Raw genomic sequence first — 25,367 nt, forward strand, 5'->3', positions numbered from 1 at the left:
CATGACGGCGACCAGGGCCGCGTCGTCGACCGACGCCAGGGCCGGTCGCATCACCATCGCGCAGAAAACGTCGGTGCCGTAGACCACGGCGGTGCCCAGCACCGCGATCAGCGCGGCGGCCCGGGTGACGTCGTGCAGAACCATGTCGTAACTCCCCTCATCCGTAAGTGTTAGCAACGCTAACCCATCGTCGACGGCACGTCAATAGCATTGCTAGTTTTTCTAGCCGTGATATCTTTGAGCGCATGCCCATCGAGGAGCGTCGTGAGCGCGATCGGGCCGCGCGCCGCCGGCTGATCGTCGGAACCGCGCGCAGGCTGGCCGAGGCCGAGGGCTGGGATGCCGTCACCACGCGGCGGCTGTCCACCGAGATCGAGTACAGCCAGCCGGTGTTGTACAAGCACTTCGCCGGTATGGAACAGATCGCCGACGCCGTCGCGCTCGACGGGTTCGCCGAGCTCGCCGACGCGGTCCGGGCCGCGCATTCCGAGACCGACGCGCCCGGCGACACCCTGACCCGGATCGCCCGCGCCTATCTGGATTTCGCGCGCGACAACCCGGCGGTCTACGACGCGATGTTCACCCGCGCGACCACCCTGCGCTTCGCCGCGCAGGACACGCCGCCCCAGCTGATTGCGGCCTTCGAAGCGTTGCGCCGGGCGGTCGCGCTGGTCGCCGGTGATCAGGACGCCGACACGCTCACCGAGGTTTTCTGGGCCGCGCTGCACGGGCTGGTCACCCTCGGCCGGACCGGACGTCTGCGCCCCGAGTACGAGGCGGAGCGTTTGCAGCTGCTCGTCGACGAGTTCATCGGCAGACGAGAAACGACGGCATGAAAAATGGCTCCCGGCAGGCCATCCGGGAGAAGGCTGCTGGCGTGACAGTCAGCCACGCTGCCTGAGTACGCGAGCCCCTCAGCGCCACTATGGCGAGGCCAAGGAATCCGTTTATTGTGGAACGATCGATTTCGCGCTCGAAGGAGCCACCGACGGTCAACAGAGGCAAGACCCCACCGACCGACCCGCTCACACCTGGCGAACGCCGTGCGATGCGGATAGCGGTGGTCGTTTTCGTCGGGGCTATTGCCGCCGGCTCGACAGCATGGGTTTTGACCGACCACTCGTTGGACCCGTACGACCGATCGGGTGATGGCTGCGTGAATGTCACGTTCGCGAGTTCGATGGGCGGCGCACTCCAACACGCATGTGGTACCGCCGCGCGTGACTGGTGTCGCGCCGTCTACGCGCAACATGACGCCCACGCTGAAGCGGTTCAGGCTCAGTGTCGCGTCGCGGGGATTCTGCCGTAGGGCAGTGCCGGCAAGTGACCAGTGAGCCCCGCCCCACACGGAAAAAGGCCCGAACCTAACGCAGGTGCAGACCTATTCCGATGTCCTGAGACATGAAAAATGGCTCCCGGAAAGCCATCCGGGAGCCATTTCCGCTGGTAGCGGGGACAGTGTGTGGTTCCAGGAGATGCGCATAGCGTGTCTCAAGACATCCGAATAGGTCGTCGCGCGACTGTCGGTGGGTGTCGAAGGCTCGCCTGGTCATCACCGCCGTCATCGTCGAGGGCCGCAGCCAATCTGAGGTTGCCCGCGACTATGGGGTCTCCCAGTCCTGGATTAGCCGGTTGGTCAAGCGCTACCACCTTGAGGGAGAGAGCGCGTTCACACCGCGTTCGCGGCGCCCACACACCAGCCCCACCCGGCTACCGCAGACGACCATCGACCTGATCGTCGAACTACGCCAGACACTGGCCAGCAAAGGCCTCGACCACGGGCCGCACACGATCGCCTGGCACCTTCGCCATCACCACGGTTTAGTCGTGGCAGTCAACTCCATCCACCGCCATCTCCGGGCCGCCGGCCTCGTCACACCCACACCGCAGCGCCGCCCCAAATCCTCCTACATCCGCTTCGCCGCCGAACAACCCAACGAACGCTGGCAAGCCGACTTCACCCACTGGTGGCTGGCCGACCACACCCACACCGAAATCCTGTGCTGGATCGATGACCACGCCCGCTACGCGATCTCCGTCACCGCCCATCGCCGCGTCACCGGCCCCATCGTCCTGACCGAATTCCGCAAAGCCATTGCCATCCACGGCATTCCGGCCTCAACGTTGACCGACAACGGCATGGTCTTCACCACCCGGCTCTCCGGCGGCAAAGGTGGGCGCAACGGGCTAGAAAACGAACTACGCCGCCTCAGCGTCACCCAGATCAACTCCACCCCCAACCACCCCACCACCTGCGGCAAGGTCGAGCGCTTCCACCAAACCCTCAAAAAGTGGCTCACCCGCCAACCTCGCGCCACCACCATCGCCGAACTACAAACCCAGCTCGACGCATTCGTCGACGCCTACAACCACCGCCGACCCCACCGCGCCCTGCCCCAGCACGCCACCCCCGCCACCGCCTACACCACTCGACCCAAAGCCGACCCAGCAACCCGCACCGACACCCACAACCGCGTCCGCCGCGACCGCATCGACCAAGCCGGCGTCATCACCGTGCGCCTCGCCGGACGCCTCCACCACATCGGCGTCGGACGAACCTACACCGGCACCCGCGTCCTAGTCCTCATCCAGGACCTACACATCAGAATCATCCACGCCGCCACCGGCCAACTCCTACGCGAGCTAACCCTCGACCCCACAAAGGACTACCAACCCACCGGCGCCCCCAAAGGCCCCACACGGAAAAAGGCCTGAACCTAACGCAGGTTCAGACCTATTCCGATGTCCTGAGACATCACATGGTAGCGGGGACAGGATTCGAACCTGCGACCTCTGGGTTATGAGCCCAGCGAGCTACCGAGCTGCTCCACCCCGCGTCGGTAAATGACAGGTTACCGAACGTGCGTCGCGGCGGCCAAATCGCGGGCTGACCAGGCCATTCTCAGCGGTGCACGCGGGTCGGCAGGTTGCCGCAATGCACGAAGTCGCGCACCGGCTGCAGGCCGATCATCAAACGCCCGTCGACCAGCCAGGCCGGTGTGCCGTCGACGCCGCGGTGCCGCGCGACCCACTCGGCCTGCCCGACGGCGGCCACCGCGCTGCCGTCGGCCAGGGCGGCACGCATCCGGCCGACATCGACGCCCGCCGCCAAGGCGTGCCGGTCGATGACGGCCTGGTCGTCGATGTTCTCCCCGAAAACGAAGTGCGCGTCGAACAGCAGGCGGTGCAGTTCGGCGAAGGCGCCGGGCTGGTTGAGCCGCGCCCACTCGGCGGCCGCCAAAGCCCTGCGGCTGTGCGGTATCCGCGAGGGCCAGCGCAACGGCATCCGCACCGCCCGGGCCTGCCGCTCGATGGTCGCGTACCTCGGCCCGTGGCCGTGCCGCATCGGCAGCCCGCCGGGCGGCATGCCGGGGTGCGCCTGGAATGGCAGCAGGACGACGTCGAATCCGGCCTCGGCGAGGATGGCGGTCCGGTGCTGCCCGACATAGGAGAACGGGCACGCGAAGTCGTACCAGTGCAGCACGGTGCGTTCGTCGTAGTAGTACTCAGTCATGGTTTCCTCCCTGGCGCGGCGTGCATTCCCGGATAAGCGCTTCGGTGGCCTGGCTGAGCAAGCTTGCGGCGTGCGTGGCGCAGCGCCGCAGATCCGGCTCGAATTCGTTGAGGGTGCGGACGGCGGCGAACCCCGCCGCGCGGGCCTGGGCACTGGTCAGGGTCGAAACCCCCGCGATGGCGAACGTCGGCACGCCGTGCCGATGCGCGCATCGGGATACCCCGACGGGCGCCTTGCCACGCAGCGACTGGACGTCCAGGGACCCCTCCCCCGTCACTACCACTTTGGCGCCCACCAGGTTTCGGTCCAGCTCGATGAGTTCGAGGATCATGTCGATGCCGGGCCGCATGCGCGCGCCCAGCACCGACAGCGCCGCGAAACCGACGCCGCCCGCGGCGCCGGCCCCGGGCCGATTGCGGCAGTCGGTGCCGGTCGCGCGGTCGACGAGGTCGGCCCAGCGGGAAAGACCGCGCTCGAGCGCCGCAATCTGGTCGCTGTGGGCGCCCTTCTGGGGTCCGTAGACGATCGCCGCGCCGTGCGGTCCGCACAGCGGGCTGTCCACATCGGCGGCCAGTGTGAAGACGCTCTCGCCGATGGCCGGATGCAACCCGCTCAGGTCGAGCCGATCGGCCTGTGCCAGGCCGCGGCCGCCGGGCGGGATCGGATTGCCATGGTGGTCAAGGATTTTCGCGCCCAGCCCGACCAGCATGCCGGCGCCGCCGTCGGTGCTGGCGCTGCCCCCGACGGTGATGACGATGTCGCGGCAGCCTTCGTCCAGCGCCAGAGCGATCACGCTGCCCAACCCGTAGGTGGTGGCCGTCATCGGCGCGGGCGACCCCGATGGGAGCCGCTGCAGGCCGCAGACGTCGGCCATCTCGATGACCGCCCGCGTGCCGGTCCGGGCGTAGGCGGCGTGCACGCCGGCGCCGGTTGGCCCCGTGACGTAGGCGTGCATGCGCTGGTATCCGGCGGCCAGCACGGCGTCGAGGGTGCCCTCGCCGCCGTCGGCGACGGGGCAGGTGAGGGTGGTCGCCTGCGGATCGGCTCGCCACACGCCCTGCGCCATCGCCCGCGCGGCTTCCTCCGCGCGCAACGATCCCTTGAATTTGTCGGGCGCCAGGACGATGTGGCCGCCCATCAAACGACCATCCAGCCGAGCCACGGGGTGCTTTGCAGGTACACCAGCACACACATCAGCGCCAGCAGCAGCAGGCTCCACTTGAACACCGTGCGGAACAGGTCCCCCTCTTTGCCCTTCATCTGCACCGCGGCGGTCGCGATGACCAGGCTCTGCGGCGAGAGCATCTTCCCGATCACGCCGCCCGACGAGTTGGCCGCCGCCAGCAGGGTCGGGCTCAGCCCGGCCGCGTGCGCGGCGCTGACCTGCAGCACCCCGAAGAGCGAGTTGGAGGAGGTGTCCGATCCGGTGACGGTGACCCCGAGCCAGCCGATGATCGGGGCGACGATCCCGAGCAGGCCGCCGGCGCCGGCGATCCACAGGCCCAGCGTGGTGGTCTCGCCGGACAGGTTCAACAGGTACGCGAGCGCCAGCACCAGCCCGACGGTGAGTGCGGCGCTGCGCAATTGGATCGCCGCCTGCGCGTATGCCCGGACCGCCTGGCCCACCGAAGTCCGTAGCACGAGCATGGTGAGCAGTCCGCTGACGAAAAGCAAAGTGCCGGCGGCGGAAAGGAAGTCGAGCTTGTAGGTGGTCAGCGGGGAGGCCTTGTGGGCGGCGTTGGCGACGTGCAGGCCGGGCCAGGCGATGCTGGTGCCGCCGTGCTTGAGCAGGGCGGTGAACGGCTTCCACATCGATAGCGAGAAGATCGCCGTTACCATGACGTACGGCGCGTAGGCCAGCAGGACGTCCTTGCGGGAGTCGACGACCTGGTCGCGCACCCCGCTCGCGGCGGGAGCGGTCAGCACCGCGCCATCCAGGCGGCCCAATGCCGCTGTTGCGCTTTCCGTTTCGTGTGTTACCGCCGCCTCTTCCGGCGCGCCGGTCAGTGGAGCCTTCGGACGCCAGACCCGCAGCAACAACACGATGGAGCCGGCGCTGATGATCGATCCGGCGATGTCGGTGAGCTCCACGGAAAAGAAGTTGGAGCAAAGGAATTGGACGATCGCGTAGACGCCGCCGCCCATGGCGGCCGCCGGCCAAGCCTGTTTGAGGCCATTGCGGCCGTCGACCATGGATATCAGGATGAACGGCACGATGCAGGCCAGGATCGGCGTTTGCCGACCGACCATGGCGCCGAGCGTGTCCAGCGGCAGACCGGTGACCCCCGACAGCGCGACGATCGGAATTCCCAAGGAGGCGAACGCCACCGGCGCGGTGTTGGCCACCAGCGCCACCGAGGCGGCCTTCAGCGGCGAGAAGCGCAGCGCGACCAGCATCAGCGACGTGATCGCCACCGGGGTGCCAAAGCCGGCCAGGCCCTCGATCAGCGCGCCGAAGCAGAACGCGACGATGACGGCCTGGATCCGGTGGTCCGGGGAGATCGACGCCATGGACCTGCACAGCACGTCGCGATGGCCGGTCTGGACGGTCAGGTTGTAGATCCAGATCGCGTTGAGCACCAACCACATAATGGGGAACATGCCGTAGGCGAACCCGAGCACGGCCGAGTCGGCGACCTGTGCGACGGGCATGTGATAGACGCCCCACGCGATCAGGGCCGCGGTGCCGACGCCGACGGCCGCGGCGATGGGCGCGCGCACCCGAAGGCCGCCGAGCAGGACGAACATGATGACCAATGGCAGCGCGGCGACGGCGGCGCTCCAGCCGAGGGAATGCGCGACGGGGGTGAAGTCGGGTTGAAACATCTAGATCACCACCCCGGGGTTGAGGATGTTCTGCGGGTCGAGGGCCCGCTTGATGCGGCGGGTCAGTTCCATCACGTCGGGGCCCACCTGATCCGGCAGCCAGGCCTTTTTGAGCCGCCCCACCCCGTGCTCGCCGGTGATGGTGCCGCCGAGTTCGAGTGCGAGGTGCATGATTTCGCCGAAGGCGAGGTGCGCGCGGCGCGACTGGTCGGGATCGCTCGCGTCGTGCACGATCAGCGGGTGGGTGTTGCCGTCGCCGGCGTGCGCGATGACCGCGCAGACGATGTCGCGCTCCTTGGCGATGGCCTCGATGCCTTCGACCAGCGCGGGTAGCGCCGGCAGTGGCACGCCGACGTCCTCGAGCAGCAGGTCGCCGAGGCGCTCGACGGCCGGGATGGCGAACCGCCGCGCGGCGGTGAATGCCTCGCCCTCGTCCGGGTTGTCGGTGGCGAAGACGTCCGTCGCGTTGGCGTGCGTGAATACCTGTGCGATGAAGGCCATTTCGCTCTCGCGGTCGCCGGGTGAGTCGGACTGTGCGATGAGCATCGCGCGGGCACCGAGATCCAGGCCCATCCTGAAATGGCTTTCGACCGCGGCGATCGTGGTGTGGTCCATGAACTCGAGCATCGCGGGCCGCATGACGCGGGTGATGTTGCAGACCGCTTCCGTGGCGTCGCGCACCGACGAGAACGAGGCCACCACGGTGCTGGCCGGCGGCTGCGGGGGCAGCAGCCGCAGGGTCAGCTCGGTGATGACGCCGAGCGTGCCCTCGCTTCCCACGAACAGCTTGGTCAACGACAGGCCGGCCGAGTCCTTGAGGCGCGGCCCGCCGAGGCGCACGACGGTTCCGTCGGCGAGGACCACTTCGAGCCCGAGAATGTAATCGGTTGTGACGCCGTACTTCACGCAGCACAGGCCGCCCGCGTTGGTCGCGGCGTTTCCGCCGATGGAACAGAATTCGAAGGACGACGGGTCCGGGGGATACCACAACCCGTGCTCGGCCACCGCCCGTTTGACCTGGGCGTTGGTGAGCCCGGGCTGCACCACCGCCGTGCGCGTCACCGGGTCGACCTCGATGGCACGCATCAGCTCGGTGGTCAGCACGATGCCCCCGTCGAGCGCCGTGGCGCCGCCCGACAACCCGGAACCCGCACCGCGCGGCACCACCGGAACGCCGGCCGCGGTGGCCCAGCGCATCACCGTCACAACGTCCTCGGTGCTCTTGGCCCGCACCACCGCTAACGGGTGCCCGGCGTCGGGATCTTTGGCCCGGTCCTGTCGATAGCTCTCGATCACGTCCGGGTCGGTGAGCACAGCCACGCTCGGGATGCTGGTGAGCAGGTCGCCGCCGCGTTCGTCCAGTGCCGTCATTGGCGAGTTCCATTTCGTATGTCGGAATTGTTATTTCGTGAATGCCACCGTGGCATGGCTCACGTTTGACTGTCAAAGGAAACCCGGGTTGTCAGTAAGTCCTGCCTCCAACTGCACCGCGGCTGACCGGCCGTCACGCAGAAAGCGGCTCCACGGCGGTTGACAACCGGCTCGCGGAAGGCCTTCACTGATTCCGTACTTCGACTTCTTTATTTCGTATTGCGGAACCACCACTATCGGAGGGAATTGTCGTGTCGCCAGCGACCTACACGGTGAACTGTTCGATCCTGTTCACCGATCTGCCCCTGCTCAAGCGGCCGGAGGCCGCCCGGCGGGCGGGCTTCGATGCGGTGGAATTCTGGTGGCCGTTCGCCGAGGCGGCACCGCCGGACGGTGACGTCGAACCGTTCGTCCGCGCCATCCGCGAGGCCGGGGTTCAGCTGAGCGGGCTGAACTTCGCGGCCGGTGACATGCCCGCCGGCGACCGGGGCATCCTGTCCGACCCCGCGTCGGTGACCGCGTTCCGGGACAGCGTGGACGTCGCCGTCGACATCGCGAAGACGCTTGGCACGCGAGCCTTCAACGCGCTGTACGGAAACCGCGTCGAGGGCTTTTCGGCGGCGGTCCAAGACGACATCGCGGCCGAGAATCTCGCGTACGCGGCTCAGGCCGCCCAACGGATCGGCGCGACGGTGCTGATCGAGCCGGTCAGCGGCGCGCCCCGCTACCCCCTCAGGACCCTGGCGGACGCGGTCCGGGTCGTCGAGCGCGTGCGGAGCCGGTCGGGGTACGAAAACCTGCGCGTGCTCGCCGATCTCTACCACCTGTACGTCAACGGCGACGATCTGGCCGCCGCGCTGCATGCGCATGCCGACCGGGTCGGCCACGTCCAGATCGCGGACGCACCCGGTCGCGGCGAACCGGGGACGGGCGAGATCGCGCTCGACAAGTACGTCGGAATACTGCTCGATCGCGGGTATGACGGGTATATCGGCCTGGAATACAAGCCCAGTCGGCCCGACCCCTTCGACTGGCTGCCGACGGCCGAGCGGGGCCGCGGCGGCCTCAACATCGAATCCCTTGCGGCACGGGCGGGAACGAGGAACCAATGAGCACCATCGCTTTCATCGGGTTGGGCATCATGGGCAGCCCCATGGCATGCCACCTGTCCCGGGCCGGCCACACGGTCATCGGCTATAACCGTTCGCCGGGGCGCACCGGCGCGCTGGTCGAAGCCGGCGGGGCCGCGGCGGAGTCGATCGGAGAGGCGGTCAAAGACGCCGACGTGGTGGCCGTGATGGTCCCCGACTCCCCCGACGTGCAAGACGTGTTGTCCTCGGAGGGCGGCGTTTTCGCGCACGCCCAGCCCGAAACCCTGGTGATCGACTTCTCCTCGATCCGCCCCGACGTCAGCAAGGAGCTGGCTGAGGAGGCAAGGCGACGGGGCCTGCGCATGATCGACGCCCCGGTATCCGGCGGTGAGGCCGGCGCCAAGAACGCGTCGCTGTCGATCATGGTCGGCGCCACCGATCGCGACTTCGCCGACGCCAAGCCAATCCTGGAAGTCGTCGGCAAGACGATCGTCCACGTCGGCCCCAACGGGGCGGGCCAGACCGTCAAGGCCGCCAACCAACTGATCGTCGCGGGAAACATCGAACTCCTCGCCGAGGCGATCACGTTTCTGCGGGCCTACGGGGTGGACCTCGACGCGGCGGTCAAGGTGCTGGGCGGCGGGCTGGCCGGCTCGGCGGTGCTGGACCAGAAGGCCGCGAAGATGTTGGCCCGCAACTTCGATCCGGGCTTCCGGATCGAACTGCACCACAAGGACATGGGCATCGTGACCAGCGCGGCGCGTGAGGCCGACGTCGTCATCCCGCTCGGTGCGGTGGTCGCGCAGCTGATGGCGTCCGCGCTCGCCAACGGTGACGGCGGCCTCGATCACTCGGGTCTGCTGCTGGGCGTCGAGCGGTTGTCGGGTCGCGGGGAAAGCTAGCCCGATGACGCGGATGCGCACGGTCGACGCGGCTGTCAGGATTCTCGAGATCGAGGGCGCCACACAGGCGTTCGGCCTGCCCGGCGCGGCGATCAACCCGTTCTATTCGGCGATGCGCGCCCACGGCGGCATCAAGCACGTGCTGGCCCGGCACGTCGAGGCCGCCAGCCACATGGCCGAGGGGTACACCCGCGCCGCGCCCGGCAACATCGGCGTCTGCGTCGGCACCTCCGGCCCGGCGGGAACCGACATGATCACCGGGTTGTATTCGGCCAGCGCGGATTCCATCCCGATCCTGGCGATCACCGGGCAGGCGCCGGTAAGCAAGCTGCACAAGGAGGACTTCCAGGCCGTCGACATCGCGGCGATCGCGGCACCGGTGACCAAGATGGCCATGACGGTGCTGGAGCCCGGGCAGGTGCCCGGCGCGTTCGCCCAGGCGTTTCACCTGATGCGATCGGGCCGGCCCGGGCCGGTGCTGATCGACTTGCCCATCGACGTGCAGCTCGCCGAGATCGACTTCGACCCAACGACTTACGCCCCGCTGCCCGTCTACAAACCCTGCGCCGGCCCCGCGCAGATCAACAAGGCGCTCGACATGTTGCAGACGGCGCGACGCCCGCTCATCGTCGCGGGCGGTGGCATCATCAACGCCGACGCCTGCGACCTGCTCGTCGAACTGGCCGAGGTGCTCAACGTCCCCGTGGTGCCCACGCTGATGGGCTGGGGCGCGATCCCCGACGACCATCCGCTGGCCGCCGGCATGGTCGGGCTGCAGACCGCGCATCGCTACGGAAACGCCAGCATGCTCGAGTCCGATTTCGTGCTCGGGATTGGAAACCGCTGGGCCAACCGCCACACCGGCGGGCTCGACACCTACCGGCGCGGCCGCCGCTTCGTACACATCGACATCGAGCCCACCCAGATCGGGCGCGTGTTTCCGCCCGACCTCGGCATCGTCTCCGACGCCAAGGCGGCACTCGAACTGCTGGTCGCGCTCGCGACGGCGCGGGCCGCCGCGGGCACGATGCCGGACTGGAGCGGCTGGGTCGGTGACTGCCAACGCCGCAAGAAGACCATGCACCGCAAGACCCACTTCGACGACGTCCCTATCAAGCCGCAGCGCGTGTACGAGGAGATGAACCGCGCCTTCGGCCACGACGTCCGCTACGTCACGGCGATCGGGCTGTCGCAGATCGCCGGCGGCCAATTCCTCAACGTGTTCAAGCCCCGGCACTGGATCAACTGTGGGCAGGCCGGGCCGCTCGGCTGGACCGTCCCCGCCGCGCTGGGCGTGGTCACCGCCGACCCGACCGCCACGGTCGTCGGCCTGTCCGGCGACTACGATTTCCAATTCCTGATCGAGGAACTCGCCGTCGGCGCGCAATTCAACCTGCCGTACGTCCACGTGGTGGTGAACAACTCCTACCTCGGGCTCATCCGTCAGGCCCAGCTGAACTTCGACATGGACTACTGCGTCTCGCTGGCCTTCGACAACATCAACGCCCAGGAAGACGGCGACACCGACCTGCCCAAGGGGTACGGCGTCGACCACCGCAGCGTCGTGGAAGGGCTGGGCTGCAAGGCGATTCAGGTCACCGAGCCGTCCGGCATCGGCCCGGCTCTGGCCCGGGCGCAACAGCTCGCGCGCGAACACAAGGTCCCCGTCGTCGTCGAGGTCTTCCTGGAACGGGTCACCAACATCGCGATGGGCACCGAGATCGACAACATCACCGAACACAACGAGCTCGCGACGCTGCCCTCCGACTGACCGACGCGCTGCTTGCTGTCGACGTCAATTCCGTGATACGAAAAAGCGCAGGCGGGATGACGGGCCCTCGGGGCTGGATCGGAAGCGGTGATGGCTCGCGAAGCTGTACGTACGGGCGGCGTTCAGTCGGTGGAGCGGGCGTTCGAGCTGCTCGAGATCCTGGCGACCATGGGCGGGTCGGCCGCGCTCGGCGACCTCGCGGCGCGTTCGGACCTGCCGGCGCCGACGATCCACCGGCTCGCGCGCACCCTGGTGGGCATGGGTTACCTGCGGCAGCTGCCCAACCGGCATTATTCGTTGGGGCCCAAGCTGATCCGGCTCGGCGAGAGTGCGGCACAGCTCGTCGGCACGTGGTCGCGGGAGCATCTGCTGGAGCTGGTGGAGCGCACCGGTGAGACGGCGAACATGGCGCTGATGGACAACGACATGGCCGTCTACGTCGCGCAGGTGCCCTCACCGCACTCGATGCGGATGTTCACCGAGGTGGGCCGGCGCGTCTACCCGCACTGCACCGGCGTCGGCAAGGCGCTGCTGATGCAGCTGCCCAACGATGCGGTGCGCGCCCTGGTGGCGCGGACCGGGATGCCCGCCTCGACCGAGAACTCGCACACGACCCCGAAGGAGCTGCTGCGGGACATCGAGCTGTGCCGTTCGCGCGGCTACGCCGTCGACGAGGGTGAGCAGGAAGTCGGCGTGCGGTGCTTCGCCGTGCCGGTGCCCGACGCGCCATCGTTGACCGCGATCTCGATCTCGGGCCCCGCGGCACGGGTCACACTGAAATCCGCCACGGAGATCACTCCCCTGCTGAAGCGGGTCGCCCGCGACATCGCCTCGGAGTTCGACAGGGAGGCCGCCGGGTAGGCGGGCTCAGTGCGACGGCGAGTTCAGCCCGTATCGCCGCGCGATGTCGTCCATCCAGTCCGGATTGCCATACGTCAACCCGTATTTGTCTGCCAGCTCACCGAATTCGGGCAGCTCGTGCAGAACCTTGCCGAGCGGGTCATCCGCGTGCTCGACGAGCAGCTCACCGAGCTCGCGGAAGTAATTCTCGAATCGCCGGCCCGTCTGGGACGCGATACGTATCAAACAGGCGTGGCGCTGCGTTATTCCTTGCGACATCCGTAGTACCTCGGCTAAGGAGCGGGTCCGATGACAGCAACACTTGAAGGCTCGACCGCATTGGTGACAGGCGCCACCGCCGGGATTGGTCGCGCGGTCGCACTGCAACTCGGTCAGTTAGGCGCTGAGGTCCTAGTTCATGGGCGCAGCGCCCAACGTGGCGCCCAAGTACAGCAGGAGATCCAAAGTGCCGGCGGCAAGGCATGCTTCATCGCTGCCAACCTCGCCGACGCTGACGACGTGCGCCGGCTGGCCGCCGAGGCACGCCCAGTAGACATCTTGATCAACAACGCCGGAATTTATAAGTTCGGCGCGACCACCGACACCGACGATGCGTTCTTCGACGAGCATGTCAACCTCAACCTGCGCGCCCCCCATATCCTGGTGCAGCAGTTGGTGCCGGGAATGGCCGAACGCGGTGAGGGCGTCGTGATAAACCTCAGTACCGTCGCCGCCACCATCCCGGCACGCAACGCGGGCATTTACGGCGCCACGAAAGCTGGCATCGAACTCCTAACGCGTGTTTGGGCCGACGAGTTCGGCAGATCAGGTGTCCGGGTGAACGCGGTGCAAGCCGGACCCACCCAAACCCGTGGAACTGCCGCCACTCCGGGCCTTGCCGATGGTTTCGCCGCCTACACCGTGCTGGGTCGGGTCGCTGCGGCCGACGAGATCGCCAACGCGATCGTCTTCCTGGCCTCCCCGGCGGCTAGCTATGTGAATGGCGCGATCCTGCAGGTTACCGGTGGTCAGCTTGCGACCGGTGCGTAACCCCTCACCACCGAACGAATGCGCTCGCGTCGAACAATGTCCCGGTGGCGGGCGGCAGCGGCTTGCTGACGGTTGGCCCGATCGAGAAAATTCAGACCCGTCGGCGGCCTCGTCCCACCACAAGCGACGGCCAACCGGCCAGCGGTGATACGGCCTTGAGGCCGCGACGACAAGCACCCGCTCAGCCCCGCTGGCACTTTGCCCGGTTTCATCCGTGTCATCAACCCAATTCCATGCCGTGTCGACGGCCGACCGTCCCGAAAATGGGGACTTCCAGCCACTAGCGTCCTGCCCCATTAGCGAGTTGAATCCCACATAGCAACTGCATTCCCGGGGGATTCCATATGCTGCGTGCAGCTTTGATCGCAACGACACTCACAGTGGCTATCGTGGCGGCGCCCAACCCGCCTCGGCGCCCACCACCATATCCCGCCAGCCGGCACCAACAACGAGCGCTGCGGACGTCGACTAACCGAACTGCGCCGCGGCCCGCGTCGCCGGCGCCGCGCCGATCCGTCGGGGCCAGCCGGGCTATCGGCCGGCGCTGGACCGCGACGACGACGGCGTAGCCTGCGAATAGCTACTCGACGTTGCGGTTCGGCACAAGCGCCATCAGATCGCCATGCCGCTATGACAGGCGTTACCGAGCCGCTTTGTTCCAACGGTCCGGCGCTCGCCCGACGGGGTTCCTGACCCGATGGAGGGCACACCAGGCGCAAGCGCATAAGGGGAGCATGATGGCCAATCTCCACACCACCGCCGTGACATGAGTCTGATTGATCGGGACGCCGAACGCGTCCAGCTAGATGACGTGCTGGCTACCGTCCGATCGGGCCACAGTGCGGTGCTGGTACTCCGCGGCGAGCCTGGTGTCGGCAAGTCCGCGCTGTTGGACTACCTAGCCGCCCGGGCGCGCGATTGCAGCGTCGTTCGCGCCGCCGGAGTGGAATCCGAAATGGAGCTCGCGCACGCCGCGCTGTACCAACTATGCCGACCGCTCCTCAACCGGCTCGACAATTTGCCCGTCAACCAGCGCGATGCGCTACGCGTTGCCTTCGGCCTGACCCAGGGCCCCGTACCTGACCGACTCCTGATCGGCATTGCCGTACTGAGCTTGTTCGCCGAAGCCGTCGACGACCAACCCGTTGTCTGCCTGATCGACGATGTCCAGTGGCTCGATGACGCGTCGGCGCAGGCGCTGGCGTTCGTCGCACGTCGGCTAGCCGCTGAATCGGTTGCCATGGTGATGGCAACCCGAAGCGCGCTTCCGGCGATGGCCGAATTGCCCACAGTAGAAATCACCGGTTTGCCCGAGTCCAGCGCACGGGAACTGCTGAGCAGAGTCTGGACGACGCCGCTCGATGAGCGTGTCCGCCAACAGTTCCTCGCCGAAAGCCACGGCAACCCGTTGGCCATCATGGAGCTTGCCCACGGGCTGGGTACACGGGGGCTGGTCGGCGGGTTCAGGATGCCCACCGCGTTGAGGCCGTCGGGTCGCGTCGAGGAGAGCTTCCGACACCGGCTGTCCGCGTTGCCTGAAGGGACACGCCAACTCTTACTGATCGCGGCGGCCGAACCGACCGGTGACCCGACACTATTGTGGCGGGCCGCCGCCCGGCTCGGGATCGGCAGTGGCGCAGCAGCACCGGCCGTCTCGGGCGGCCTGATCGAAGTCGAGGACCGCGTGCGTTTCCGACACCCGCTGGTGCGCTCGGCCATCTACCGGTCGACGGGATCGGCGGAATTGCGGCGCGTCCATAAAGCGCTGGCAGAAGTGACCGACCCAGGCAGTGATCCCGACCGGCGAGCTTGGCATTTGGCCGAAGCCGCCGAGGGTCCCGATGAGGAGGTCGCCGCCGAGTTGGAGCGGTCGGCCGACCGCGCACAAGCACGCGGCGGCCTAGCGGCCGCGGCCGCGTTCCTGGAGCGCTCAACGAGTTTGACGACAGACGCTGCTCTGTTCGCCGGCCGGGCGCTCGGGGCTGCGTCAGCCAATGCGCTTGCAGGATCGTTCGACACGGCAAAAGATCTGCTCGCCGCCGCCGAGCAGGGAGTCCTCACCGATCACCAACGCGCGCGCCTCGATCTCGTTCGGGCACAACTGGCTTATGTCACAGGCAGGGGCAGCGACGCGCCGCCTCTGTTGCTCAAGGCGGCGAAGCGGCTCGAGTCAATCGACCGAACCCTGTCGCGCGCAACCTACCTGGAGGCGATGTCGGCAGCCATCTTCGCCGGAAGGCTAGCCGCCGGCGGTGGCGTCCTGGATACCGCAAGGGCGGTGGCGCAATTGCCCCGCGTGACTTCCCCGGATCTTTCTGACCTTTTGCTGCAAGGTCTTGCCACGTTCTTCATCGAAGGAAACACCGCTGCGTTGCCCACCCTGCGGCGCGCTGTCGACACAGCTCGGCGCGGAACATCCCACCCCGAACAGCTGCGCTGCCTTTGGCAAGTCGGCATCACTGCGCTACACATCTGGGACGACGAGAGCTGGGAAGTCCTGTCCACCCGCCATGTCGAACTTTCCCGCGCCACTGGCATTTTGACCGAGCTGCCGCTCGCGCTTAGTTCCCGTGCGGTGATGCACTTATTCGCGGGAGAGCTCGACGCTGCGGAATCTCTGGCGCACGAAATCCGCATGGTCACACAGGCAACCGGCAGCGCCCTGTCGCCCTATGGCGCAATCGGACTCGCGGCTTTCCGCGCCGACCGGGACGAGTTAGCGGAGCTGGCCGGACAAGCCACTAAGGATGCCATCGTGCGGGGCGAGGGCATCGGCCTCCTCGTCACCGAATGGGCCAACGCCGTACTCAACAATGGTCTCGGCGACTATGGTCAAGCCAGCGCCGCATGCCGGCGTGCCGCCGAAGAGCACGTGTTCGGCGGGGTCTCGAGTTGGGTCGCGAGCGAGTTCGTCGAAGCCGCCGTGCACACCGGTGACAGCGAATCCGCGGCAAAGGCTTTCGCGCGGCTTGACGAGACGACGGCTGTCAGCGGCACCGACTGGGCGCTTGGAATCCAAGCACGCTCCCGCGCCTTACTCAGCGCGCACGACATCGCGGAGCCGCTGTATCGCGAGGCGGTGCAGCGGCTCGGCCGCACACGGTTACGTGCCGAACTCGCCCGTGCCCACCTGGTCTATGGGGAATGGCTGCGCCGAACCCGCCGCCGCACCGATGCCCGCGCACAGTTGCAAACTGCGTACGACATGTTCGACGCGATGGGTATGCGCGGTTTCGCCGAGCGGGCGCGGCGAGAATTGCTGGCGGCCGGGCAAATTACCCACAAGATTGTCACCGACAGCAGTGCACACCTGACACCGCAGGAAGCGCAAGTGGCATGGCTGGCAAAGGATGGGTTAACCAACCCCGAAATCGGCGAGCGCCTTTTCATCAGCGCCAGAACCGTTCAATATCATCTGAAAAACGTCTTCACCAAGCTGGGCATCAGCTCCCGCCACCAACTTGCCCACGCGCTGGCCAGCAATCGCGGCCGCCTGGGTCGCCAACCGACATGAACCACGCCCATCACCAGCACTCACGTGACCAAGCGCTGTTTGCCTGAGCTGCGATACCCTGCTGCGATGGCGTTGCTCAGTCGATACGGCCCGCCAGGAGTCCATCGGTGACTTTGCGCGGCCGGCGACTTGAGCGATCGCAGCTCGACCAGCTGCTGGCAGCGGTGCGCGCGGGGCAAAGCCGAGCTCTGGTGGTGCACGGAGAAGCCGGCGTCGGTAAGACCGCATTACTTGAGTACCTCGCGAGGCGAGCGTCGCAGTGTCGAATCGCACGGGCGGCGGGCGTCCAGTCGGAAATGGAATTGCCGTTTGCAGGTCTGCATCAGCTGTGCGCACCCATGCTCGGCCGTTTAACTGGCCTGCCGGCGCCACAACAAGAAGCCTTGCGAACCGCGTTCGGCATGAGCCAGGGACCAACCCCTGACCCATTCTTCATCGGCTTGGCGGTTCTTGGACTGCTGTCCGACGTCGCCGAAGACCGACCGCTGCTATGCATCATCGACGACCATCAGTGGCTTGATGCCTCCTCGGCCCAGCTCATGGCTTTCGTCGCCCGTCGGCTCGGAGAGGAGTCCGTGGGAATCGTCTTCGGCACCCGGGTGCCAGGGCCGGAATTGCGTGGGCTTCCCGATATGATGATCGGCGGGCTGCCTTATGCGGACGCGAAGGCACTTCTCCAGACGGTTCTGCCCGGCACGCTCGACATCCGGGTGCGCGACCAGATCGTCGCCGAAACGAGGGGTAATCCCCTGGCGCTACTGGAATTGCCTCGAGGCTTGAGCGTGCAGGAGCTGGCCGGCGGATTCGGCTTGCCCGCCGCGGCAGTCCTATCGGACGCGGTGGAGGAAACCTTCCGGCGTCGCAGCGCGGCACTTCCTGACGAAACGCGCCGCTTGTTGCTTGTCGCCGCGGCCGACCCCACCGGTGACCCCGTGCTGGTGTGGCGCGCGGCTCAGCGGCTGGGCGTAGGAGTCACCGCGGCGGCAGCCGCGGCGGAGGCCGGGCTTGCCGAGATGGGGACACGCGTGCAATTTCGGCACCCGCTCGTTCGCTCGGTAGCGTACTGGTCGGCATCCCCGGCCGACCGGCGGGCCGCGCACGCCGCTCTGGCGGCGGTGACCGACCCGACACGCGATCCCGATCGGCGCGTTTGGCACCTGGCGGAGGCGGCGACCGGCCCCGACGAGAACCTGGCCGCCGAACTAGTTCGATCCGCCGACACGGCGCGGGCACGGGGTGGCCTGGCCGCGGCTGCGGCGTTTCTGGAGAGAGCCGCGCGGCTGACAGCCGATCCGGAGCGACAGGCCGAGCGCGCGTTGGCGGCGGCCGAGCGGAAGCTCGAGGCGGGTGCATTCGGCGCGTCAGTCGAGCTCTTGGCCATGGCGGAGTCCTACCCGTTGGACGAATTCAAGCAAGCCCGGGTCGATCTGGTTCGGGGCCAGCTCGCCTTCGCCACCAGCAGAGGCGGCGATGCTCCCTTACTGCTGCTGCAAGCCGCTAAGCGCTTTGAGCCAATCGACGCGGGGTTCGCCCGGGCAACATATCTCAACGCGATCAACGCGGCGGCCTTCGCCGGGCGGTTGGCCAGTCGAGGCGGAGATATCCTGACAGTCGCTCGGGCGGCGGCCACGGCTCCCCCGCCCCGCCGCGCCGCTCTCTCGCCGGATTACCTCCTCGACGGCTTGGCGAGCAACTTCGTCGAGGGGTATCCGGCGGGCGTGCCCGCGTTGCGAAGGGCTCTGGTCGGGTTCGGCGACGGGATGTCGACGGAGGAAGAGCTGCGGTGGATGTGGCTCATCAACTTGGCGGCTCTGCACCTATGGGACGACACCAACTGGGACAAGCTGTCGCGTCGCTATCTAGAGCTGGTGCGCGAGGCGGGCGCCTTGACCGAACTGCCCCTGGCACTGAGCACGCGTGCTCTGATGTTGTCGTTCACCGGTGACCTTACCGTCGTCGAGATGCTGGTCGATGAGCAGCGGACGGTCACGGATGCGACCGGCAGCAGCCTTGCGCCCTACTCCGGTATGCGCCTTGCCGCGCTCCTTGGCCGGCAAGCCGACGCAATGGCGCTCATCGAACTCACGGCCAACGAAGCCCCGCAGCGAGGTGAGGGCATCTCGATTGCCGTCGCGCAGTGGACGAAAGCCGTCTTGCACAACGGCCTCGGCGACTATGCCCAGGCGCAGTCCGCTGCTGAGCAAGCCCTATATCACCAGGAATATCCGAGGTTCCGCTACCCCGGTGTGGCCAATTGGGCGGTGGCGGAACTCATCGAGGCGGCGGTTCGCAATGGTGACCTGCAGACGGCCGCCACCGCGACCGACTGGCTCACCGAGATGACCCAAGCCAGCGGCACCGCGTGGGCCATGGGGGTCGAAGCCCGATCCCGCGCCCTGCAGAGCGAGGGAGACACGGCCGACGGCCTGTACCAGGCAGCCCTTGGCCACTTCGGCTGTTGCAGTGTACGCACCGAACTCGCCCGCGCCCGGCTGATCTATGGCGAATGGTTACGGCGGGAAGGCCGTCGCGGTCGCGCCCGCGAACAGCTGCACATGGCTCGGGACATGTTCGAGTCCATGGGTATGGAAGCCTTCGCAGGAAGGGCGGCACGCGAATTAGTCACCTCAGGTGAAGCCGCTCGCCGACAACGCGCGCCATCGACGACCGAGTCGGCCCAGTTGACCGCTCAAGAGGTCCAGGTCGCTCGCATGGCCCGGGACGGATTCTCCAATCCCGAGATCGGCGGTCGCCTGTTCATCAGCACCAAGACAGTCCAATATCACCTGCGGAAAGTGTTTACAAAGCTCGGCATCTCCTCGCGCAGTCAGCTCGGGGATTTCTTGGATTGACAAGTGATTTCCGTCGCTGACCCCATCTACTAGGCACCGACTGAGCCGCATCAGCTAGGCACTGGCGGATGCCAGCGCCCGCCGCTCGGGCGGTATATGGGTGCTTGGAGTATCCACACCGGACTAGGCACTGGCGGATGCGGAGCACGCACGGACGCGAGCATGCTGAAATCCATGACAAGCGCGCTTGCTTCACGTGTGAACACACTCCCAATACGGGGGCGCATGGCTGAACTTAAGGTCGGCGACTCCCTGCTGCGGTCGCTTGTGCAAGGAGGTGGCGCCGTTTTGGTCGTCGAGGGGCCACCGGGTATCGGCAAAACACGCCTGGCCACCGAGCTGACCGTGCGAGCGGCGGACGCGGGGGTGCGCATACTGCGCGGGCAAGCGTTCGAATACCAGCAGACGATGCCGTTCTTTTCCCTCTTAACGGCGACGATGCACGCCGACCCGCCGGTCGGAGACGCGCAGGCCCTGCAGCGGCTCAGCGGTTCGGCCGACTTGCGCTTCTGGGTGGTGCAGGAGCTCAATGCCGGAATCCGGGCGGCCGCCGCCGAAACTCCCCTGATGATTCTGTTGGAGGACATTCACTGGGCCGACAACGCGACGATCCTCGCGCTGCGGACGCTAACGCAGACACTGCACGACGCGCCGGTGCTATGGGTTTTCACCGCCCGTATCGGGGCCGGCGGACCCACCGTGCAGTCTCTGCTCACCGACCTCAAAGAGCGAAGGCAGTCATTCTTGCGGCTACGGGCATTGCCGCGCGACGGCGTCATAGACATGGTCGAGGACGCCGTGCGGGCCCGCGCCGAGGTCTCGCTGCTCAACATGGCCGACAAGGCGCACGGTAACCCGTTTCTGGTCATCGAAGTCCTCGGTGGTCTCGTCGAGGAGAACCGCATCGAGGTCCGCCGCGGCTGCGCGGTCGTCACCGGCGACACGCTGCCACACCGGGTGACCGTGAGCATGCGGCACCGACTGAACGCGCTTTCGCACCCCACGCGAGAAGTAGTGCAAGTGGCCGCGGTGTTGCCCGACCGGTTCTGCGCCGCACTTCTCGCTCGGGTGCTGGAACGGCAGCCCGCGGCACTGGTCTCGGCGATCGAGGAGACGGTACGAGCGGACCTGCTCGTCGCGGAGGGCGACAAGCTTGGATTTCGTCACGAGTTGCTACGTGAAGCGGCTCGGCAGTCGTTGCCGCAGTCTTTGCGTCGTGCCATCGAACGGCAGACGGCGTCGGCGATGTTGCAGATGGGCGCCTCCCCCGAAGCGGTTGCCGCGCAACTGGCGCGCAGCGCCGACGTCGGAGACCAGGCCGCGATCACCGCCCTGCGCCAGGCCGCGCAGTCCATGGCGAGCAGCGACCAGAGCGCGGCAGCCGACCTGAGCAAGCGCGCACTGGAACTCCTGCCCGCCGATGATTCACAACGGGGGGCCCTGCTGACCGAAACAGTGGGCCTGCTGAACCGGGCGGCGCGCTTCGGTGAGGCCGAAGAACTGGCCGTAGGCATGCTCTCGCAGTTGTCGCCCGAAGAGGAGGCGCAGGCCCGCCTTCGCCTGCCGGCGGCCGCTGACTCGTTGGAGGAACGGGTTGCCGAGCACCGCCGCGCCCTGCGGATCGCCAACATCAGCGAGGTCACCCGGGCCCGGCACTCCGCATGGCTGGCATGTAACCACGCAGTCAGCGGCACGTGTCTCGACGAGTCGGTCATCGCTGATGCCGTCACGGCAGCCGAGGCGACCGGCGACCGAGAAGCCCTCAACATCTGTGAGATATCCCGCGCCGTAATTGACTGCGTCAACGGCTACGCCCGCGAAGCCTTGCAACGCATCGACCGGCTGGACCCGACGGCGCACCACGACGCCGCGACTTCCGCCTTCGCCCTGCCGGAGATTCACCGGACGAATCTGCTGATCGTCATGGGTCGCACCGACGAAGCTGCTGCGGTGGTAGCCGATGGACACGCGGCGGCACGCCGCGAACGCAACGAGTTGGCCACCACGCTGTGGACGATGATGCGCGCGACACTGGATTTGACGGCCGGGCGTCTGTCGACCGCGCGCAAGACACTCGAGTCGGTACCAGAGCAGCGGTGGGGCGTCCAGAGCGAGATGAGCCTCGGCCGCTGGCTGATCCTCGCCGAAGTGGCGGCCCGCACCGGTGACCGCAACCTGCTCCAGGCGGCGATGGGCGCCGCCCGCGCCGCCAACCCCGGCGGGACCACCCTTGTCAACAGGGGGGCGGCGTACATCCTCGCCCTGGGGGCGTGGCAGTGCGGCGACCTGTACCAGGCGGTGCGCTGGCTCAGCCCCGACACCGGTCAAGTCTTCAATCCGTTGTGGCCGAACCATTTCGAGCAGCTGGTCTTGGCCACGCGGGTGGCGGCCGCGGCCAGCGATGCCGGTATGCGGGCCCGTGTGCTCCGTAGCGTGGAGCTGCTCGAGCGCGAAAGTGCCGAGGTGGCCCTCTTCGCCGCGATGAAGCGCTACGTCTGTGGGATTTTCGAGCGTAATGCTTTGGCGCTGACCGAGGCCGCTGTCGCGCTGCGCGCGTCCCGGCCCTTGCTTTCCGCCTCCGCGGCCGAGGACGCCGGGGCCGAACTCTCACACGCCGGCAACAACGCCGGGGCCATCGATCAATTCACCATCGCATTCGACACGTATCTTGAGTCGCATGCCACCGAAGATGCCCGTCGGGTGGGCCGGCGATTGCGCCAGTTGGGGGTGAGACGGCGAATCAGTATCCCTAATAACCAGAAGGCGGGTTGGGACTGTCTCACTGACGCCGAACTCCGGGTCGCCAACCTGATCGCGACCGGCGCGACGAACGCCGTCGTCGCCGAACAACTGCATCTGTCGACACACACCGTCAAATCCCATGTGAGCAACGCATTTAGCAAGCTCGGAATCAACTCGCGGTTGCAGCTTGCGGAAATGATCAGCGATCGCGCCCAGGCGACCTCCGGTTGCGCTTCGCCCGCGACCATTCCGCCTCACCGGGTCGCGTAGTTGAAGGGCACCTATCACCCGTTGAGTCCTTAGATCTCATCCCTCGGGTGATAGTTACGCCTACGATCCGTGCAGCACAGTGGGAATACACTTCGACACAACGGGAGTGGCTCAATGAGTAGTGATCTGCCCGACTCTGTTGCCGGCGTTCCGATCCCCCAGACGGCACTGGTGCGCGAAGCGACCAAGATCGTTCGGGCCGCCGAAGATGACCTGTTGTTTCAGCATTCCCGCCGCGTCTATTTGTTCGGGGCACTACACGGCCGACGGCTCGGTCTGCGACCGAACCTAGAACTGCTTTACGTCGGGGCCATGTTCCACGACCTCGGGCTCACCGGCCCCTACCCCACATCGTCCAACTTGCGTTTCGAGGTCGACGGCGCGAACGCCGCACGGGATTTCCTCCTCCAGCATGGCGTGAATGCGCCTGACGCCCGCAGGGTATGGCTCGCCATCGCGTTGCATACGACGCCCGGTGTGCCGCAGTTTCTCGACCCGGAAATCGCGCTTGTAACCGCAGGTGTCGAGACCGATGTGCTGGGCATCGGTCGCGGTGACCTGCCTACGGAAGCCGTCGCGACGGTCACCGCGGCCCATCCACGGCCCGACTTCAAACGTCAAATCTTGCGGTCGTTTACGGATGGGATGAAGCATCGTCCGCGCACCACCTTCGGGACGATGAATGCAGACGTGCTCGCTCATTACGAACCGTCCTTTGTCCGTGACGACTTCGTGGAGATCATCCTCGGCAGCAGTTGGCCCGAGTAGTCTGCGACCGGACATGGACGTGTTGGAGGCGCTGTACACCACGAGGATGATGCGTCGACTCAGGCCTGATCCGATACCGATTCATACACAAGCACAGATCATCGATGCCGCCATCCGCGCCCCCAACGGGGGAAACGCCCAACGTTGGCATTTCTTGGCTGTCGATGACCACGCGACCAAGAGTCGCCTAGCCGTCATATATCGGCAGTGTCGTGACCGTGAATACGCCGACATCGCGACTGACCAGTTGGCGACCACGATCCACGACCCGCAGGCCCACGCCGCCAGCCTCATCCGAATCAAGGCATCCGGAGACTATTTTACTGCGCATTTCGAAGAGATCCCGTTGCTACTGTTCGTATTCGCCATCGACGATCACAACGGCGCCAACATCTACCCGGCGATCTGGAGCGCGCTGCTCGCGGCTCACGCCCAAGGCATTGGCGGCGTCATCACCACCGTTCTGCGCTACGAGTCCGACCGGGTGATGCGGCTTCTCGAGGTTCCGGCCGAGGCCGGGTGGGCGATGACGGCGATGCTCGCCTTCGGCTACCCGCGTGGACGCTGGGGGCTGGCGGCCGACCGGCACCCCATCCACGAGGTGAGTAGCAGGAAGCGGTGGGGTCAACCGTTCGGGATGACGGTGCCCGAGCCGCTATGGCAACCGGGCGCGGAAGCCCCGTGAACGGCATCACGATGCCGCACCGCACATACGCCGCCGGTCTACCCAAAGCGGTCACGTCGCCGAAGGTTTAATGCGCTAGCGCACACCGAGGAGTCCACGCTAGGCCGCTTTGCACAACCCGCGTTGCTGAGCGACACCAAGCAGCGCTACACGCAGGCGTTTGCGTCCTCGGTGCAGCCGTGACACGACCGTGCCGACCGAACAGTTCATCATGCTCGCAATCTCCTTGTTGGAGAAGCCCTCCACGTCCGAGTAATAAACGGTCATGCGGCAGTCTTCTCGTAGCGCCGTTAAAGCGGCCTTGATTTCGGCATCCGGCAGCGACGCCAGCGCGGCGGCTTCGGCAGACCCCTCGGCGGTCGGCGCACGTAGCACATTGTTGGCTAGCTGGCGATCGACGAAGTCGTCAGTCAACAGTTCAGCCGGCCGACATTTCCGCTTGCGGTGCAGATTGATCACCGTGTTGTGCATGATGCGGTACAGCCAAGCATTGAGGTTCGAGCCGTCTTGGAACGAGCGAAAGCCGGCGTACGCCCTCAACATCGTCTCCTGGACAAGGTCTTCGGCGTCCTGAGTGCTGCGGGTCAGTCGCAACGCCGACGTAAAGAGCTTGTCCGAGAACGGAAGAACTTCGCGCTGAAAACGGATATCGAGGGTGGTTGCTCCGCTATTGCAAGACCCGATGGAGTTGCGACCCGCGGTCGCGTCACCCTCGCTTCGTGGTGGGCTCACAAGTAGGGCCTTAGCGGCAATGGTGTCGATCGGTTCGTCGTCCATGAGCCAATCTCCGTGCGTCGGTGGAACTCTGTGCTATCCACTCTGGTCTCGGCACAGCCTGACCACAATCGCCCCACGGGTGATTGTTAAGGACAACAGGGTGATGATTACGCGCCTGCCACATCATCTTCGTCGGAAGTGACCCCGTTTCAGCCGGCGCGGACGTTGTTTTCGTTGGAAGCGAAGAACGTCCGGTGCCAATGGGGGTGAAGCGATGATCCGACTGCCTGCGGCGGCCGTAGGGATGGCCTATTATGCCTGCTTCGGTCCCAATCCCGTCACCCGGCTCTCCCGGAATCGTGGGCCAGTTCCTCCGCCGCCCATGACGCCCCATCTAAGGCATAGATACGGCGCCTAGCAATGGATTACGCGACCCTACCGCCCGAGGTCAACT

General features: G+C 66.6%; 18 protein-coding genes, 1 tRNA gene and 2 pseudogenes. 13 read left to right on the forward strand and 8 right to left on the reverse strand.

Features of this window, described 5'->3' with window-relative positions; translation table 11 throughout:
• Window positions 1-144: pseudogene (locus N415_RS32900) on the reverse strand (DUF1772 domain-containing protein); the annotation flags it as partial.
• A 101-nt stretch (window positions 145-245) separates the two neighbouring features.
• Here N415_RS32900 and N415_RS22770 point away from each other — a divergent pair.
• Window positions 246-836, forward strand: a complete 591-nt coding sequence (locus N415_RS22770; RefSeq protein ID WP_068186975.1) for a TetR/AcrR family transcriptional regulator — start codon at window positions 246-248, stop codon at window positions 834-836.
• 694 nt (window positions 837-1,530) lie between these two features.
• On the forward strand, window positions 1,531-2,715 hold the full coding sequence (locus N415_RS22775; protein ID WP_068186977.1) for an IS481 family transposase: 1,185 nt from the start codon (window positions 1,531-1,533) through the stop codon (window positions 2,713-2,715).
• A 45-nt stretch (window positions 2,716-2,760) separates the two neighbouring features.
• Here the strand turns inward: N415_RS22775 and N415_RS22780 are convergent.
• The 5 genes from N415_RS22780 to N415_RS22800 all read right to left on the reverse strand — a co-directional run bounded on the left by N415_RS22780 (window position 2,761) and on the right by N415_RS22800 (window position 7,711).
• Window positions 2,761-2,837: transfer RNA gene (locus tag N415_RS22780), tRNA-Met, on the reverse strand.
• Window positions 2,838-2,902: 65 nt separating this feature from the next.
• Window positions 2,903-3,514: a DsbA family protein gene (locus N415_RS22785; protein WP_068186979.1), complete on the reverse strand. Its 612-nt coding sequence runs from the start codon at window positions 3,512-3,514 to the stop codon at window positions 2,903-2,905.
• Window positions 3,507-4,652: a glycerate kinase gene (locus tag N415_RS22790; RefSeq protein ID WP_068186980.1), complete on the reverse strand. Its 1,146-nt coding sequence runs from the start codon at window positions 4,650-4,652 to the stop codon at window positions 3,507-3,509. Before N415_RS22790 ends, N415_RS22785 begins: the two co-directional genes overlap by 8 nt.
• On the reverse strand, window positions 4,652-6,340 hold the full coding sequence (locus tag N415_RS22795) for an L-lactate permease (RefSeq protein ID WP_068186981.1): 1,689 nt from the start codon (window positions 6,338-6,340) through the stop codon (window positions 4,652-4,654). The genes N415_RS22790 and N415_RS22795 overlap by 1 nt, the downstream gene beginning before the upstream one ends.
• Window positions 6,341-7,711, reverse strand: a complete 1,371-nt coding sequence (locus N415_RS22800; RefSeq protein WP_068186982.1) for an FAD-linked oxidase C-terminal domain-containing protein — start codon at window positions 7,709-7,711, stop codon at window positions 6,341-6,343.
• 251 nt (window positions 7,712-7,962) lie between these two features.
• Between N415_RS22800 and N415_RS22805 the strand changes: the two genes are divergently transcribed.
• The 4 genes from N415_RS22805 (at window position 7,963) to N415_RS22820 (ending at window position 12,336) form a co-directional block, all read left to right on the forward strand.
• On the forward strand, window positions 7,963-8,823 hold the full coding sequence (locus N415_RS22805) for a TIM barrel protein (RefSeq protein ID WP_068186983.1): 861 nt from the start codon (window positions 7,963-7,965) through the stop codon (window positions 8,821-8,823).
• Window positions 8,820-9,704 carry a 2-hydroxy-3-oxopropionate reductase gene (locus N415_RS22810; protein WP_068186985.1) on the forward strand — a complete coding sequence of 295 codons (885 nt, stop codon included), beginning with the start codon at window positions 8,820-8,822 and terminating at the stop codon, window positions 9,702-9,704. The genes N415_RS22805 and N415_RS22810 overlap by 4 nt, the downstream gene beginning before the upstream one ends.
• A 4-nt stretch (window positions 9,705-9,708) precedes the next feature.
• Window positions 9,709-11,475, forward strand: coding sequence for a glyoxylate carboligase (gcl, locus tag N415_RS22815; RefSeq protein ID WP_068186988.1), 1,767 nt, complete (start codon window positions 9,709-9,711; stop codon window positions 11,473-11,475).
• 90 nt (window positions 11,476-11,565) lie between these two features.
• A complete protein-coding gene (locus tag N415_RS22820; RefSeq protein ID WP_068186990.1) occupies window positions 11,566-12,336 on the forward strand; it encodes an IclR family transcriptional regulator in 771 nt (256 codons plus the stop codon).
• A 6-nt stretch (window positions 12,337-12,342) separates the two neighbouring features.
• Here the strand turns inward: N415_RS22820 and N415_RS22825 are convergent, their stop codons facing one another.
• Complete coding sequence (locus N415_RS22825) at window positions 12,343-12,594, reverse strand: hypothetical protein (protein WP_239645668.1); 252 nt, start codon at window positions 12,592-12,594, stop codon at window positions 12,343-12,345.
• 30 nt (window positions 12,595-12,624) lie between these two features.
• Between N415_RS22825 and N415_RS22830 the strand changes: the two genes are divergently transcribed.
• The 7 genes and pseudogenes from N415_RS22830 (at window position 12,625) to N415_RS22855 (ending at window position 24,196) form a co-directional block, all read left to right on the forward strand.
• Window positions 12,625-13,365 carry an SDR family oxidoreductase gene (locus N415_RS22830; RefSeq protein WP_068186995.1) on the forward strand — a complete coding sequence of 247 codons (741 nt, stop codon included), beginning with the start codon at window positions 12,625-12,627 and terminating at the stop codon, window positions 13,363-13,365.
• A 487-nt stretch (window positions 13,366-13,852) separates the two neighbouring features.
• Window positions 13,853-13,945: pseudogene (locus N415_RS32415) on the forward strand (excalibur calcium-binding domain-containing protein); the annotation flags it as partial.
• Window positions 13,946-14,131: 186 nt separating this feature from the next.
• On the forward strand, window positions 14,132-16,879 hold the full coding sequence (locus tag N415_RS22835) for a helix-turn-helix transcriptional regulator (RefSeq protein WP_081665429.1): 2,748 nt from the start codon (window positions 14,132-14,134) through the stop codon (window positions 16,877-16,879).
• Between the two features lie 107 nt (window positions 16,880-16,986).
• Entirely contained in the window at window positions 16,987-19,731 is a 2,745-nt protein-coding gene (locus N415_RS22840) for a LuxR family transcriptional regulator (protein ID WP_081665430.1), read from the forward strand.
• Window positions 19,732-19,956: 225 nt separating this feature from the next.
• Window positions 19,957-22,743 (forward strand): LuxR family transcriptional regulator, encoded by a 2,787-nt coding sequence (locus N415_RS22845; RefSeq protein ID WP_068186997.1) that lies wholly within the window; start codon window positions 19,957-19,959, stop codon window positions 22,741-22,743.
• Window positions 22,744-22,857: 114 nt separating this feature from the next.
• On the forward strand, window positions 22,858-23,511 hold the full coding sequence (locus tag N415_RS22850; protein WP_068186999.1) for an HD domain-containing protein: 654 nt from the start codon (window positions 22,858-22,860) through the stop codon (window positions 23,509-23,511).
• A gap of 13 nt (window positions 23,512-23,524) precedes the next feature.
• Window positions 23,525-24,196 (forward strand): nitroreductase family protein, encoded by a 672-nt coding sequence (locus N415_RS22855; protein WP_068187004.1) that lies wholly within the window; start codon window positions 23,525-23,527, stop codon window positions 24,194-24,196.
• A 99-nt stretch (window positions 24,197-24,295) separates the two neighbouring features.
• On the opposite strand, the gene N415_RS22860 is transcribed toward N415_RS22855, so the two are convergent.
• On the reverse strand, window positions 24,296-24,973 hold the full coding sequence (locus N415_RS22860) for a sigma-70 family RNA polymerase sigma factor (protein ID WP_081665431.1): 678 nt from the start codon (window positions 24,971-24,973) through the stop codon (window positions 24,296-24,298).
• Between the last annotated feature and the right edge of the window lie 394 nt (window positions 24,974-25,367).

It is taken from the genome of Mycobacterium sp. UM_CSW (genome assembly GCF_000455205.1).
In the GTDB taxonomy this organism is placed as follows: Bacteria; Actinomycetota; Actinomycetes; order Mycobacteriales; family Mycobacteriaceae; genus Mycobacterium.

Excerpts from the sequence above, each read along its gene's own strand:
- N415_RS22770 (WP_068186975.1), top strand. The coding sequence starts at position 246 with ATGCCCATCGAGGAGCGTCGTGAGCGCGATCGGGCCGCGCGCCGCCGG.
- N415_RS22785 (WP_068186979.1), bottom strand. The coding sequence starts at position 3,514 with ATGACTGAGTACTACTACGACGAACGCACCGTGCTGCACTGGTACGAC.
- N415_RS22790 (WP_068186980.1), bottom strand. The coding sequence starts at position 4,652 with ATGGGCGGCCACATCGTCCTGGCGCCCGACAAATTCAAGGGATCGTTG.
- N415_RS22795 (WP_068186981.1), bottom strand. The coding sequence starts at position 6,340 with ATGTTTCAACCCGACTTCACCCCCGTCGCGCATTCCCTCGGCTGGAGC.
- N415_RS22800 (WP_068186982.1), bottom strand. The coding sequence starts at position 7,711 with ATGACGGCACTGGACGAACGCGGCGGCGACCTGCTCACCAGCATCCCG.
- N415_RS22810 (WP_068186985.1), top strand. The coding sequence starts at position 8,820 with ATGAGCACCATCGCTTTCATCGGGTTGGGCATCATGGGCAGCCCCATG.
- gcl (WP_068186988.1), top strand. The coding sequence starts at position 9,709 with ATGACGCGGATGCGCACGGTCGACGCGGCTGTCAGGATTCTCGAGATC.
- N415_RS22820 (WP_068186990.1), top strand. The coding sequence starts at position 11,566 with ATGGCTCGCGAAGCTGTACGTACGGGCGGCGTTCAGTCGGTGGAGCGG.
- N415_RS22825 (WP_239645668.1), bottom strand. The coding sequence starts at position 12,594 with ATGTCGCAAGGAATAACGCAGCGCCACGCCTGTTTGATACGTATCGCG.
- N415_RS22830 (WP_068186995.1), top strand. The coding sequence starts at position 12,625 with ATGACAGCAACACTTGAAGGCTCGACCGCATTGGTGACAGGCGCCACC.
- N415_RS22835 (WP_081665429.1), top strand. The coding sequence starts at position 14,132 with ATGAGTCTGATTGATCGGGACGCCGAACGCGTCCAGCTAGATGACGTG.
- N415_RS22845 (WP_068186997.1), top strand. The coding sequence starts at position 19,957 with ATGGCTGAACTTAAGGTCGGCGACTCCCTGCTGCGGTCGCTTGTGCAA.
- N415_RS22850 (WP_068186999.1), top strand. The coding sequence starts at position 22,858 with ATGAGTAGTGATCTGCCCGACTCTGTTGCCGGCGTTCCGATCCCCCAG.
- N415_RS22855 (WP_068187004.1), top strand. The coding sequence starts at position 23,525 with ATGGACGTGTTGGAGGCGCTGTACACCACGAGGATGATGCGTCGACTC.
- N415_RS22860 (WP_081665431.1), bottom strand. The coding sequence starts at position 24,973 with ATGGACGACGAACCGATCGACACCATTGCCGCTAAGGCCCTACTTGTG.